This window comes from Achromobacter sp. JD417 (assembly GCF_041879325.1).
Lineage (GTDB): Bacteria > Pseudomonadota > Gammaproteobacteria > Burkholderiales > Burkholderiaceae_B > Achromobacter > Achromobacter mucicolens.
The window spans coordinates 201,144-214,466 of sequence record NZ_CP087159.1 but is presented as its reverse complement, the minus strand read 5'-3'; the positions used below and the strand labels follow the sequence as shown (position 1 = coordinate 214,466).

At 65.2% G+C, this 13,323-nt stretch carries 9 protein-coding genes; 5 read left to right on the top strand and 4 right to left on the bottom strand.

Features of this window, described 5'->3' with window-relative positions:
• Positions 1 to 83 precede the first annotated feature (83 nt).
• Complete coding sequence (gene cpdA, locus LN047_RS01025) at positions 84 to 923, top strand: 3',5'-cyclic-AMP phosphodiesterase (protein ID WP_056320337.1); 840 nt, start codon at positions 84 to 86, stop codon at positions 921 to 923.
• 317 nt (positions 924 to 1,240) lie between these two features.
• Here cpdA and rpoH read toward each other — a convergent pair whose 3' ends face one another.
• The 3 genes from rpoH to fghA all read right to left on the bottom strand — a co-directional run bounded on the left by rpoH (position 1,241) and on the right by fghA (position 3,927).
• A complete protein-coding gene (gene rpoH / locus LN047_RS01020) occupies positions 1,241 to 2,125 on the bottom strand; it encodes an RNA polymerase sigma factor RpoH (protein ID WP_062840194.1) in 885 nt (294 codons plus the stop codon).
• Positions 2,126 to 2,274: 149 nt separating this feature from the next.
• A complete protein-coding gene (locus LN047_RS01015; protein WP_062840193.1) occupies positions 2,275 to 2,964 on the bottom strand; it encodes a hypothetical protein in 690 nt (229 codons plus the stop codon).
• 96 nt (positions 2,965 to 3,060) lie between these two features.
• Complete coding sequence (gene fghA, locus LN047_RS01010) at positions 3,061 to 3,927, bottom strand: S-formylglutathione hydrolase (protein WP_373980944.1); 867 nt, start codon at positions 3,925 to 3,927, stop codon at positions 3,061 to 3,063.
• A 235-nt stretch (positions 3,928 to 4,162) separates the two neighbouring features.
• On the opposite strand from fghA, the gene LN047_RS01005 reads away from it, so the two are divergent.
• The 4 genes from LN047_RS01005 to LN047_RS00990 all read left to right on the top strand — a co-directional run bounded on the left by LN047_RS01005 (position 4,163) and on the right by LN047_RS00990 (position 12,408).
• A complete protein-coding gene (locus LN047_RS01005) occupies positions 4,163 to 4,927 on the top strand; it encodes a hypothetical protein (protein WP_373980943.1) in 765 nt (254 codons plus the stop codon).
• 428 nt (positions 4,928 to 5,355) lie between these two features.
• Positions 5,356 to 10,095 carry a glutamate synthase-related protein gene (locus tag LN047_RS01000; RefSeq protein WP_142051877.1) on the top strand — a complete coding sequence of 1,580 codons (4,740 nt, stop codon included), beginning with the start codon at positions 5,356 to 5,358 and terminating at the stop codon, positions 10,093 to 10,095.
• Positions 10,096 to 10,103: 8 nt separating this feature from the next.
• Positions 10,104 to 11,570: a glutamate synthase subunit beta gene (locus LN047_RS00995; protein WP_226847712.1), complete on the top strand. Its 1,467-nt coding sequence runs from the start codon at positions 10,104 to 10,106 to the stop codon at positions 11,568 to 11,570.
• A gap of 199 nt (positions 11,571 to 11,769) precedes the next feature.
• Entirely contained in the window at positions 11,770 to 12,408 is a 639-nt protein-coding gene (locus LN047_RS00990; RefSeq protein ID WP_062840189.1) for an OmpW family protein, read from the top strand.
• Between the two features lie 40 nt (positions 12,409 to 12,448).
• On the opposite strand, the gene LN047_RS00985 is transcribed toward LN047_RS00990, so the two are convergent.
• Positions 12,449 to 13,321 carry a LysR family transcriptional regulator gene (locus LN047_RS00985; protein WP_373980942.1) on the bottom strand — a complete coding sequence of 291 codons (873 nt, stop codon included), beginning with the start codon at positions 13,319 to 13,321 and terminating at the stop codon, positions 12,449 to 12,451.
• Positions 13,322 to 13,323 lie beyond the last annotated feature (2 nt).

Below are 13,323 nucleotides of genomic sequence, written 5' to 3'. Positions count from 1 at the left end.
TACCCCAATGGACGCTTGCGAAACGTGCCGCGCCATGTTTTTTGGGTAATGTGGCATCACGCGAACTTTTGCAGGAGCGGCACGTGGCACGCATCCACACCTTGACCCGGCGCCACGACGCGCCCGCGATGCTCGTCCAGTTGACCGATAGCCATCTTTTCGGCGAGCCCGAAACGTCGATGCTGGGCGTCAATACCGACGCAAGCCTGCGCGCCGTGCTGCGCCAGATCGAGGCCGACGGTAAGCACCCGGACCTGCTGCTCGCCACGGGCGACCTGTCGCAGGACGGCGAAGCCGCAGGCTACCGGCGTTTCGCGCGCATCCTGTCCGAATCGGCCGCGCTGGAACGCGCGACCATCCGCTGCCTGCCCGGCAATCACGATCAACCGTCCGTCCTGCGCCAGGAACTCTCCGACTGGTCCATGCCCGTGACCGACGTGGGCGCATGGCGCATCGTTGCGCTGGACACCACGGTGCCCGGCTCGAACGCGGGCCATCTATGCAACAGCGAACTGGACATGCTGGAAGCGGCGCTGGCGCAGGCGCCCGATCGCCACACGCTGGTGGCGATGCACCATAACCCGATGCAGATCGACAGCCACTGGCATGACTCGATGATGATCGACAACCCCCAGGCGCTCTTCAAGCTGCTGGCGCGATTTGCCCAGGTGCGCGTGCTGCTCTGGGGCCATGTGCACCACGAGTTCGACCGCCGCCGGCACAATCTGCGCATGCTGGCCACGCCCTCGACGTGTTTTCAATTCAGCATCCGAGACGGCAAGCACATCGTCGACAACATGGCGCCGGGCTACCGTTGGATCAAGCTTTATCAGGACGGGTCGATGGCGACCGGCGTGCGCCGCGTGCAGGACGCGCTATGGCACACGGCGCTGGCGGCGCCGGATAGCGCACGGGCCGCATGATTTCTTGCAGCGCTTGCGTTCCGAGCGCGCATAAAAAACGGGGCACCGATATGCTAGGTGCCCCGCAAGCATCCGTCTCATAGGGGAGGGGAAAGAGGAGAAGCCGAGACGGATGACAAGACTGCTAACCGAAGTTCGCGGTCTACATGAAGTTAGGCGGCGCCTTCCCCATTAAGTTTCTGCGAACCCGGAAAATTTGACCCCGAATTTGTATCAATTTATTGGCCGCCCACCGCGCGCGGCCATAGAAAAAAGGCCGCAACTTGCGGCCTTTGACTTGGGTGCAGCGACGGGCGCGGCGTAGAGGTCTGGCAAACTCACGAGGCGAGGTTGCCGCGCATCTTCTTCAACGCCGCCGCTTCGATCTGGCGGATGCGTTCGGCCGACACGCCGAACTCTTGCGCAAGCTCGTGCAGCGTGGCGCCGCCGTCGTCCTGCAGCCAGCGGGCTTCGACGATGCGGCGCGAGCGCGGGTCCAGCGCATCGAGCGCACCGGTCAGGCCGGCGCTTTGCAGCTGATCGCGCGCCGCGCGTTCCAGCACGCGCGTGGGCTCCTGGCGGCCTTCGTCGGACAGGTAGGCGATCGGCGCGTAACTGTCGTCGTCGTCGTCCTGGTTTTCCAGCGACATGTCGCGGCCGGACATCCGGACTTCCATTTCGCTCACGTCTTCGTGGCGAACGTTCAGCTCGCGAGCAATGTGGTCGACCTGTTCCGGATCCAGGGTCTGGCCGTCGGGACGCATGCTGCGCAGGTTAAAGAACAGCTTGCGCTGCGCCTTGGTCGTGGCCACCTTGACCAACCGCCAGTTGCGGATGATGTATTCGTGGATTTCGGCCTTGATCCAGTGAACGGCGAAGGACACCAGGCGCACGCCGCGCTCGGGGTCAAAACGCTTGACGGCCTTCATCAGGCCGACGTTGCCTTCCTGGATGAGGTCGGCGTGGGGCAGGCCATAACCCAGGTATTGCCGGGCCACGGACACCACAAGGCGCAGGTGCGACAGAATCAGCTCGCGAGCGGCGCCCAGATCTTCCTGGTCACGCAGGCGGCGGCCGAGTTCCGTTTCGCGATCCGCGGACAGCACCGGCAGGCGGTTGACCGCGGAGATATAGGCGTCGATCGTGCCGAGAGCGCCCGGATTGGCAATGGCCAACGCCAGAGCGTTGCCGGAAGCGGTCAACGAGGTACTGGGTTGTTTCATAGCGGGGGTCTCCGGATGGCGAAGAGATAACGACAAGAATTCGATGTTAGCACTCAAGTAATAGGAGTGCTAATTCGACTGTTGCGACGCGTCAAAGTTTCATTTCGATGGCGCGTCCCCATTTATTTGGGCCGCCCAGTGTAATGGCTTTACCAGCCCAGGCGCTTCAGCCCTTCGGCCGTGGCCTGACCGTCCGGACGGATGAAGAGCGCGCCACGCGGATCCATGAAGACCTGGTAGCGGGCCCCGTCAAACAGCGGCATGTACGCGCCGCTGCCAAATTGGACATCGACAAAGGGGAACCAGTTCGGAAAACTTTTCTTCAGGGATCCGAGGTCCGGCGCCGGCCAATCGTCCAGCGAATGCACCGAGCGCGTGGCGGTGGCCTCGCGGGCGGCATCGCTGTAGCGTCCGGACAGGCGTTCTAGCCGGTACAGCGGCGGCACGCCGGCCATCAGCGCGGGCAGTCTCCAGCGGACGACCCGGGCGTCGATCTGCCACTGGTCGCCATATAGAACATATTGCTTTGAGCCGATGGCGGGCGCGCTGGCATTGACCTGGAACTGGCCCTCGGCCTGTTGGCGGACGTCGATGCTGGCCACCGGCTCGTCGGTGGTCAGCCGCACGAACTGCACCAGAGACAGGGCCAGCAAGCCGGTCACGCATCCCAGGCACACCAGCAGCAGACCGCACGTGCGGCGCACCGGCCGGAACTGGAACATGCGTCGACCGCGTTCGTCTCGCGGCCCACCGCGGCCCAGCAACATGACCAAGCCCGGCAAGAGGACGATGACGGCGCCCAGCAGGATCCAGGCGAAGGGAGCGATTCCGTTGATCAAATGAGACGTTCCTATTCAAGCCGCCGCAGGCTGCAGCGCGGCGGGCGCAGGAAGCCGCCACCCGCCGCGGCAGGTCCGCCAGTATAGAAGCGGGCGTCAGGCGCCCGGTTTTCCAAGCCGCTCGACGTGAAACCGGATGTGATCCTCGATGAACGTCGAGATGAAGTAGTAGCCGTGGTCGTACCCGGGCTGGCGGCGCAGGGTCAGCGGCTGCCCTGCGGCCGCGCATGCCGCCTCGAACACCTCGGGATACAACTGCTCGGCCAGGAATTGGTCCGCGTCGCCTTGATCGATGAGGATGCCCCCGGGGAAAGGCTGCTGCAAGCCCCGCATCAGCGCGGAGGCATCATAGGCCGCCCAGTCCGCCTCGTCGGCGCCCAGATAGGCGCCGAACGCCTTCTTGCCCCACGGGCACTGACTGGGCGCGGCGATCGGCGCAAATGCCGAGACCGAACGGAACTTGCCGGGGTTGCGCAGCGCCAGCACCAGCGCGCCGTGACCGCCCATGGAATGGCCGAAGATGCCGGCGCGCGACGCGTCACCCGGCAATTCGCCGCCGGTGACGATGCCGTGCAGCTCCTGGGTGACATAGCTGTACATGCGGTAGTGGTCGCGCCACGCGGGCGTGGTGGCATCCACATAAAAGCCGGCGCCGGTGCCCAGGTCCCAGCTCTCGTCTTCGCCAGCCACGCCTGCGCCGCGCGGGCTGGTGTCGGGCGCAACCAGCATGACGCCCAGTTCGGCCGCCAGGCGCTGCGCGCCCGCCTTGATCATGAAGGTCTCTTCGGTGCAGGTCAGGCCCGCCAGGTAGAACAGCACCGGCACCGGACCCTGCTCGGCCTGGGGCGGCACGTAGACGGAAAACCGCATGGGCAGCCCGATTTCCGTGGAGGCGTGGCGGTAATAGCGCTGCGTGCCGCCGAAGCACCGATGCTGCGAGATGAGTTCGAGGGACGCGGCCATGGCTTGCTCCGGGAAAAGAGGTTGGAGATCGGAAAAATCGTCGGCGTTAGGGGAATCCACGGTGCGACGTTCCGTCGCCGAATGTTAACCTGCCCCTCAATGAGCGCCCGCCACAAAAAAATACGATTCCGCGCTCAGATTGTGGTCACGGGACTTGACCAGCGCCCACCGTGGCACTATTTATATACCGTGAGTGAAGACAACCCGTTCTTCCTGATACGCAAGCCCTGACACTATGGCCCGACTGCCCCGTCTGTACGCCCCTGGGCTGCCCCAACTGGTGCAGGCCAACTTTATTCAGCCGTTGGCGGCGCCATCGCAACCTGCGCCCGCCGACATCCTGAATCAGCTCGCCACCTGGCTGGGCGAATCGGCCCAGAGACACCGGGTGTCGGTGCACGGCTGGCTGCTGGCCAATGACCGCATCCTGCTCCTGGCCACGCCCGCCGACGAAGAAGGCCTGCCCCGCTTGATGCAGACGCTCGGCCGCAATCTGGCGGCGCGGCTGCGCGGCGGCCGGGTGTTCGCGGGCCGTTACCGATCTGCCTTGCTGGAGCCCGGCGCGTGGGTGCTGCCTGCGCTGGTCTGGCTGGAGACGTATCCGGTTCGCAGCGGGGCCTCGCAGGATCCCGATTCGTGGCCGTGGTCGTCCGCGTCCAGCCATACCGGCAACACCAGCGCCGCCCCCGCGCAATGGCAATCCGATCACGCCGATTACTGGGCCTGCGGCAACACGCCGTTCGACCGTCAGGCCAACTACCGCAAGCGGCTTCAGGATGGCCTGTCGCGCGAGGAAACCCAGCGCATCGACCAAGCCGTTTCCGGTCAATGGGCGTTGGGCGGCGCGAGCTTCATCGCCAGCCTGGCCCACACCGCGAGCCGGCGCGTGGCGCCTGGCCAGCGGGGCCGGCCCCGCAAGAAACCTGCGGCCGCAGCCGCGGATAACGAATCCAGCCCGCCAGCGCCGTCGACATCCACACCGCCGGCCACCAATTCCTGATCCTTCGACCCGCCTGCACGGCGGGTTTTGTTTGCCCGGGCGTTCCGCGCTGGAACCCGGCAGCTTCCCCGCAGCGTGAGCACCCGCCGCAGCATCGCGTCCGCATGACTGCGCGTGGCGGGCAGGATCGTGCAGTTTCGCCACACATCACGTCGATCCAGACTAGGAAAATCTTCCTTTTAAACGGGGACATATAACTGCAAATTGGCCCGTTTCGCTGGTCTCCGTCATTCCTCATGAAGAGACCCCTCCGGCAAGCCCAATAATGGCGCGGCCGTTGTTGCGTCCCTATATTTATGCACTATGGTGGAGCGTCTATTTAAATAGGGTCACACCCCGTTTGTTCTTATTGCACCCTACTCATGTCGGGGGTATTGTCCGTCTCCTGCACTGCAACATTACGACGCAGGCCCACTGCGGAGCGCGCCATGCCCCAAATTACCCCGACCGAATCCTGTCCCACCTCCAAGGCGATCCCCATCGATGCCAGCCGCATCGGTCTGCCTTCGGCCCAGGGCCTGTACAACCCGAAGAACGAACATGACGCCTGCGGCGTCGGCTTCGTGGCCCATATCAAGGGCAAGAAAAGCCACGCGATCATCCAGCAGGGTCTGAAGATCCTGGAAAACCTGGATCACCGCGGCGCGGTCGGGGCCGACAAGCTCATGGGCGACGGCGCGGGCATCCTTATTCAGATCCCCGACACGCTGTATCGCGACGAGCTCAGCCAGCAAGGCATCATTCTGCCCCCGCCCGGCGAGTACGGCGTGGCGATGGTGTTCCTGCCCAAGGAAACGGCTTCGCGCCTGGCCTGCGAACAGGAACTGGAGCGCTCGGTCCGCGCCGAGGGCCAGGTCGTGCTGGGTTGGCGCGACGTGCCGGTGGACGTCGACATGCCCATGTCGCCCACCGTGCGTGACTGCGAACCGGTGATCCGCCAGCTCTTCATCGGCCGCGGCGCCGATGTGATGGTGCCGGACGCGCTGGAACGCAAGCTGTACGTGATCCGCAAGACCGCCAGCCACGCCATCCAGAACATGCACCTGGCGCACGGCAAGGAATACTTCGTGCCCTCGGCCTCGGTGCGCACCGTGGTCTACAAGGGCCTGCTGCTGGCCGATCAGGTTGGCCGCTACTACCGCGACCTGGCCGACACCCGCACGGTGTCCGCGCTGGCGCTGGTTCACCAGCGGTTCTCGACCAACACGTTCCCCGCCTGGCCCCTGGCCCACCCGTACCGCATGATTGCCCACAACGGCGAAATCAACACGGTCAAGGGTAACTTCAACTGGCTGCGCGCCCGCGAAGGCATGATGCAGTCGGCCGTGCTGGGCGACGACCTGAAGAAGCTCTACCCCATCGTCTACGAAGGCCAGTCGGACACCGCGACGTTCGACAACTGCCTGGAACTGCTGGTCAATTCGGGTTATTCGCTGGCTCACGCCATGATGATGATGATCCCGGAAGCCTGGGAACAGCACACGCAGATGGACGAAAGCCGCCGCGCCTTCTACGAATACCACGCCGCCATGATGGAGCCGTGGGACGGCCCGGCCGCAGTCGCGTTCACCGATGGCCGCCAGATCGGCGCCACGCTGGACCGCAACGGCCTGCGTCCCGCCCGCTATCTGGTCACCGATGACGACATGGTCATCCTGGCCTCGGAAGCCGGCACGCTGTCGATCCCCGAAAACCGCATCGTCAAGAAGTGGCGCCTGCAGCCGGGCAAGATGTTCCTGATCGACCTGGAACAGGGCCGCATCATCGACGACGCCGAAATCAAGCTGCAGCTGGCCAACAGCCGTCCGTACCGCCAGTGGATCGAACGCCTGCAGATCAAGCTGGAATCGCTGCCCGCGCCGCGCCAGGTGGCCGTGGCCACGCAATCGGCCGTGTCGCTGCTGGACCGCCAGCAGGCGTTTGGCTGGACCCAGGAAGACTACAAGTTCATCCTGGAACCCATGGCCTCGACCGGCGAGGAAGTCATCGGCTCGATGGGTAACGATGCCCCGCTGGCCGTGCTGTCGGACCGCGCCAAGCCGTTCTACAACTACTTCCGCCAGTTGTTTGCGCAAGTCACGAACCCGCCGATCGACCCCATCCGCGAACAGCTGGTGATGTCGCTGGTGTCCTTCATTGGTCCGAAGCCGAACCTGCTGGACATCAACAACGTCAATCCGCCGCTGCGCCTGGAAGTGTCGCAACCGGTGCTGGACTTTGCCGCCATGGCGCAGATCCGCGACATCGACCAGGTCACGGGCAAGAAATTCCGCAGCTTCGAACTGGACATCACCTACCCCGCCGCCTGGGGCCCTGAAGGCATCGAAGCCCGCGTGGCAGCCCTGTGCGCGCGCGCCGTCGATGCGGTGCGCAGCGGCTACAACATCCTGATCGTGTCGGACCGCCTGGTCGACAGCGAGCGCGTGGCCATCCCCGCGCTGCTGGCCACCTCGGCCGTGCACCAGCACCTGATCCGCGCCGGCCTGCGCACCAACACGGGCCTGGTCGTCGAGACCGGCTCGGCCCGCGAAGTGCACCACTTCGCGCTGCTGGGCGGCTACGGCGCCGAAGCCATTCACCCCTACCTGGCACTGGAATCGCTGGGCAAGATGAATGACCCCGAAAAGGCCGTGAAGAACTACATCAAGGCGCTGGGCAAGGGCCTGAACAAGGTCATGTCCAAGATGGGCATTTCCACGTACATGTCCTACACCGGCGCGCAGATCTTCGAAGCCGTGGGCCTGCAAAGCGCCCTGGTGAACAAGTACTTCACCGGCACCGCCTCCAACATCGAAGGCATCGGCATCTTCCAGGTTGCCGAGGAAGCACTGCGCCAGCACCGCGCCGCCTTCAGCGCCGACCCCGTGCTTGCCAACGACCTGGACGCCGGCGGCGAATACGCCTATCGCGTCCGCGGCGAAGAGCACATGTGGACGCCGGATTCGATCGCCAAGTTGCAGCACGCCTCGCGCGCCAACAACTACCGCACGTACAAGGAGTACGCGCAGATCATCAACGACCAGAGCCGCCGTCACATGACGCTGCGCGGCCTGTTCGAATTCCGCTTTGATCCGTCGCGCGCCATCCCGCTGGACGACGTCGAGCCGGCCAAGGAAATCGTCAAGCGCTTTGCCACCGGCGCCATGTCGCTGGGGTCGATCTCGACCGAAGCGCACTCGGTGCTGGCCGTGGCCATGAACCGCATCGGCGGCAAGTCCAACACCGGTGAAGGCGGCGAGGACGAACTGCGCTACCGCGCCGAAATGCGCGAAGGCAAGAGCACCATCAAGGACGGCGACACGCTGGCCTCGGTGCTGGGCACGGACCGCATCGAAGCCGACGTCGCACTGAAGAAGGGCGACTCGCTGCGTTCGAAGATCAAGCAGGTGGCCTCGGGCCGTTTCGGCGTGACCGCCGAGTACCTGTCGTCCGCCGACCAGATCCAGATCAAGATGGCGCAGGGCGCCAAGCCCGGCGAAGGCGGCCAGCTGCCTGGCCACAAGGTGTCGGAATACATCGCCAAGCTGCGTTATTCGGTGCCGGGCGTGGGTCTCATCTCGCCCCCGCCGCACCATGACATCTACTCGATCGAAGATCTGGCGCAGCTGATCCACGACCTGAAGAACGTCAATTCCAAGTCCTCGATCTCGGTCAAACTGGTGTCCGAAGTCGGCGTGGGCACGGTGGCCGCGGGCGTGGCCAAGGCCAAGGCCGACCACGTCGTGATCGCCGGCCATGACGGCGGCACGGGCGCCTCGCCGGTGTCGTCCATCAAGCACGTGGGCACGCCCTGGGAACTGGGCCTGGCCGAAACGCAGCAGACGCTGGTGCTGAACCGCCTGCGCAGCCGTATCCGCGTGCAGGCCGACGGCCAGATGAAGACCGGCCGCGACGTCGTCATCGGCGCGCTGCTGGGCGCCGACGAATTCGGCTTCGCGACCGCGCCGCTGGTCGTCGAAGGCTGCATCATGATGCGCAAGTGCCACCTGAACACCTGCCCGGTGGGCGTGGCCACGCAGGATCCGGCGCTGCGCAAGAAGTTCCAGGGCAAGCCCGAGCACGTCGTGAACTTCTTCTTCTTCATCGCCGAGGAAGTGCGCGAAATCATGGCCCAGCTGGGCATCCGCAAGTTCGACGACCTGATCGGCCGCGCCGATCTGCTGGACATGCGTTCGGGCGTTGAGCACTGGAAGGCGCAAGGGCTGGACTTCACCCGCGTGTTCCACCAGACCCAGTCCGACGCCGAAGTGCACCAGACCGAAGAGCAGGATCACGGCCTGGCGGGCGCGCTGGATCACCTGCTGATCGAGCGCAGCAAGCCGGCGCTGGAGCGGGGTGAGAAGGTCTCGTTCATCGTGCCGGTGCGCAACCGCAACCGCACGATCGGCGCCATGCTGTCGGGCGCCGTGGCCTCGCGCTACGGCCATGAGGGCCTGCCCGACGACACCATCCACATCCAGTGCAACGGCACCGCCGGCCAAAGCTTCGGCGCGTTCCTGGCGCACGGCATCACGATGGACCTGGTGGGCGAAGGCAACGACTACGTGGGCAAGGGTTTGTCCGGCGGCCGCATCATCGTGCGCTCGCCCAACGACTTCCGCGGCTTCGGTCCCGACCACATCATCGCTGGCAATACCGTGCTGTACGGCGCGCTGGCCGGTGAAGCGTTCTTCAACGGCGTGGCGGGCGAACGCTTTGCCGTGCGCAACTCCGGCGCTGCCACCGTGGTGGAAGGCACCGGCGACCACGGCTGCGAATACATGACTGGCGGCACCGTCGTGGTGCTCGGTTCCACCGGCCGCAACTTCGCGGCGGGCATGTCCGGCGGCGTGGCGTACGTCTGGGATCCGGACCGCACGCTCAAGCACCGCGTCAACCTGTCGATGGTGGAGCTGGAATCGGTCGTGCCGCACGCCGAGCAGCAGTCGCTGAACAACATCGACATCTGGCACAGCGCGCAGCGCGGCGGCGAACGCGAGACGGACGAGACCATCCTGCGCCGCCTGGTGGAAGACCACTTCCGCTACACCGGCAGCTACCGTGCTCGCGAGATCCTGGGCGACTGGGAAGCCTCGCGCGGCAAATTCGTGAAGATCATGCCGACGGACTACCGCCGCGCATTGGGTGAAATGTGGCGTGCAGCCAACCCGCAACAAATGGCTGCGTGAGGGATACCATGGGAAAGATCACTGGCTTTATGGAATACCAGCGCCTGCAGGAGGCCTCCGAGGCCCCGCAGAAGCGGCTGAAGAACTGGCGCGAATTCGTGCTGCACCTGACCGACGACCAGGCCAAGCAGCAGGCGGCGCGCTGCATGGACTGCGGCATCCCGTTCTGCAACAACGGCTGCCCGGTCAACAACATCATCCCGGACTGGAATGACCTGGTGTACAAGCAGGACTGGCGCCGCGCGCTGGACGTCCTGCACTCCACCAACAACTTCCCGGAGTTCACGGGCCGCATCTGCCCGGCGCCCTGCGAAGCCGCCTGTACCTTGAACATCAACAGCGACGCGGTGGGCATCAAGTCCATCGAGCACGCGATCATCGACAAGGGCTGGGCCGAAGGCTGGGTGGCGCCGCAAGTGCCGGCGCGCAAGACAGGCAAGAAGGTCGCCGTCGTGGGCTCGGGCCCGGCCGGCATGGCGTGCGCGCAGCAACTGGCGCGCGCGGGCCACTCGGTGACGCTGTTCGAAAAGAGCGACCGCATTGGCGGCCTGCTGCGCTACGGCATCCCCGACTTCAAGCTGGAAAAGCACCAGATCGACCGCCGCATCTCGCAGATGGAAGCCGAGGGCGTGGAATTCGCGCCGTCGACCTACGTCGGCAACCCGAAGGATCCGGTGGCCGATGGCCTGACCGTGCGCACGCCGCAATCGCTGATGGCCGAATTCGACGCCGTGGTGATGAGCGGCGGCTCCGAGACGCCGCGCGACCTGCCCGTGCCTGGCCGTGAGCTGGAAGGCGTGTACTTCGCCATGGATTTCCTGCGCCAGCAGAACAAGGCCGTGGCGGGCGACCGCCTGACCAACCAGACGCTGGCCAAGGGCAAGCATGTGGTGGTGATCGGCGGCGGCGACACGGGTTCCGACTGCGTCGGCACCAGCAACCGCCACGGCGCGGCGTCGGTCACGCAGTTCGAACTGATGCCCCAGCCGCCTGAGTCCGAGAACAAGTCCATGACGTGGCCGTACTGGCCGCTGAAGATGCGCACGTCGTCCTCGCACGAGGAAGGCTGCGAGCGCGACTGGTCGGTGACCACCAAGTTGCTCAAGGGCGCCAACGGCAAGGTCGAGAAACTGGTCGGCGCGCGCGTTGAATGGTTCAAGGACGACGCCACCGGCCAGATGAAGATGCGCGAGGTCGAAGGCTCGGAATTCGAGATCAAGGCCGACCTGGTGCTGCTGGCCATGGGCTTTGTGTCGCCGGTGCAGAACGTGCTGGACGCGTTCGGCGTGGATCGCGACGGCCGCGGCAATGTGCGCGCCAACACCGACGACTACCGCACCAGCGTCGAAAAGGTCTTCACCGCCGGCGACATGCGCCGCGGGCAGTCGCTCGTCGTCTGGGCCATCCGCGAAGGCCGCCAATGCGCGCGTTCGGTCGACGCCTACCTCATGGGAAGCAGCGATCTGCCGCGTTGATCGCAACACGACCTATCAACGCCGCCGGACGCCTTGCGCGCCGGCGGCGTTTGTTTTGGGCGGCGAAATCACACATTCCTGTTGCGGCATAACCACTTTCTAAAAACGGTCTTTTCACGATTTGACACACGTCAAGTTGGGGGACGGGGTGGTCTGAGAACCTGTCGGCTCACCCCACACGGAAAGATCGGAGAAGAAAATGTTTTCGCTGAACGGGCGTATCCGCGCCACCGCCATTGCCGGTTTGATCGCTGCCGGCGCATTTGCCGCCCCCGCCCATGCCCACGAAGCGGGCGATGTGCTGTTCCGCGTGGGCGTGACGCAAGTCCGCCCCTCGCAAAACAATGGCTCGGTGCTCGACGGCAGCGTCAAGCTGGATGTGAGCAACAACGTGCGCCCCAGCTTCACCCTGGCCTACATGGCCACCCGCAACATCGGCATCGAACTGCTGGGCGCCTGGCCCTTCCAGCATGACGTCAACGGCAGCAACCTGGGCAAGATCGGCTCCACCAAGCAACTGCCCCCGACCCTCAGCCTGCAATGGCACATCCTGCCCGACAGCATGATTCAGCCGTACATCGGCGTGGGCATCAACTACACGCACTTCTTCGACACCAAGGGCGAAGGCGCGCTGAAGGGCTCGAACCTGAAGCTGGGCGATTCCTGGGGCGTGGCCGCGCAATTGGGCGCGGACGTCAAGATCAACGACCGCTGGTTCATGAACGCGGACATCCGCTACATCGACATCAAGTCCAAGGTGACGCTGGACGGCGAACGTGTCGGCACCGCCCGGATCGATCCGTGGGTGGCCACGCTGGGCGTCGGTTACCGCTTCTGATCGCGGCCCCTGACGATGCGCGCGGCCTCGCGCGCATCGGTCAATCCTGCGGCGCCTGCAGCCGGCTCCGCAGGGCCTGCAACGCCGGCGTGTCGTCATCGCCACGCCAGACAAGCTGGGTCAGCGCCTGCCCGTGGGAACCAGACAGCGCCCCCACGCGCACCGAATGCTCCGCACCCAGCACCGCCAGCACCGACCGCGGCACGATCGCCACGCCGGTCCCCGCGGCCACACACGCCACGATGGCGTGATACGACGCAAACTCCATCACCTTGTCCGGCGCAATGCCTTCCTGGTTCAACCACGACTCCAGGATCCGCCGGTACGAGCAGCCCGCCGCAAACGCGATGACGCTGCGGTTGATCAGATCTTTCGCGCTGCGGATGGGCGCCCAGGCTAGCGGCGAGATCAGCGCCAATTCTTCCTTGAACGCATCCATGGCCGCCAGGCCTTCCACGGGAAAGGGCTGCGCCACGAACGCAGCCTCGATCTCGTAATTGCGCACCTTTGCGGCCAGCGCGCCCGACGTGCCGGTGACCAGTTCGATGCGCACCTTGGGCCAAGCCTCGTGATAGGCCGCCAGGATGGGCGGCAGGCGGGCGGCCGCCGTGCTTTCCATGGTGCCGATCCGCAGCACGCCTTGCAGGGCGCCTTCCCGGACGGCCGATTGCGCCTCGTCGGACAGGCGCAGCAGCCGGTCCGCATAAGACAGCAGCACGCGGCCCTGATCCGACAACACCAGGCGGCGATTCTGCCGCCGAAAAAGCGGCGTTCCCAGCGACGTCTCCAACTGCTTCAGGCGGGTCGAGACGTTGGACTGGACACGGTTCAGGTGCGCGGCGGCGCGCGCCACCCCGCCCTGGTCGGCAACCGTCTTGAAGATCTGCAACGCGTCGAGATCCAAGTTTCTCATTT

What these genes read in the sequence shown, in the direction of transcription:
- fghA (WP_373980944.1), bottom strand. Translation starts at nt 3,927, where the DNA reads ATGGCCGCGTCCCTCGAACTCATCTCGCAGCATCGGTGCTTCGGCGGC.
- LN047_RS00995 (WP_226847712.1), top strand. Translation starts at nt 10,104, where the DNA reads ATGGGAAAGATCACTGGCTTTATGGAATACCAGCGCCTGCAGGAGGCC.
- LN047_RS01000 (WP_142051877.1), top strand. Translation starts at nt 5,356, where the DNA reads ATGCCCCAAATTACCCCGACCGAATCCTGTCCCACCTCCAAGGCGATC.
- rpoH (WP_062840194.1), bottom strand. Translation starts at nt 2,125, where the DNA reads ATGAAACAACCCAGTACCTCGTTGACCGCTTCCGGCAACGCTCTGGCG.
- LN047_RS01005 (WP_373980943.1), top strand. Translation starts at nt 4,163, where the DNA reads ATGGCCCGACTGCCCCGTCTGTACGCCCCTGGGCTGCCCCAACTGGTG.
- LN047_RS00985 (WP_373980942.1), bottom strand. Translation starts at nt 13,321, where the DNA reads ATGAGAAACTTGGATCTCGACGCGTTGCAGATCTTCAAGACGGTTGCC.
- LN047_RS00990 (WP_062840189.1), top strand. Translation starts at nt 11,770, where the DNA reads ATGTTTTCGCTGAACGGGCGTATCCGCGCCACCGCCATTGCCGGTTTG.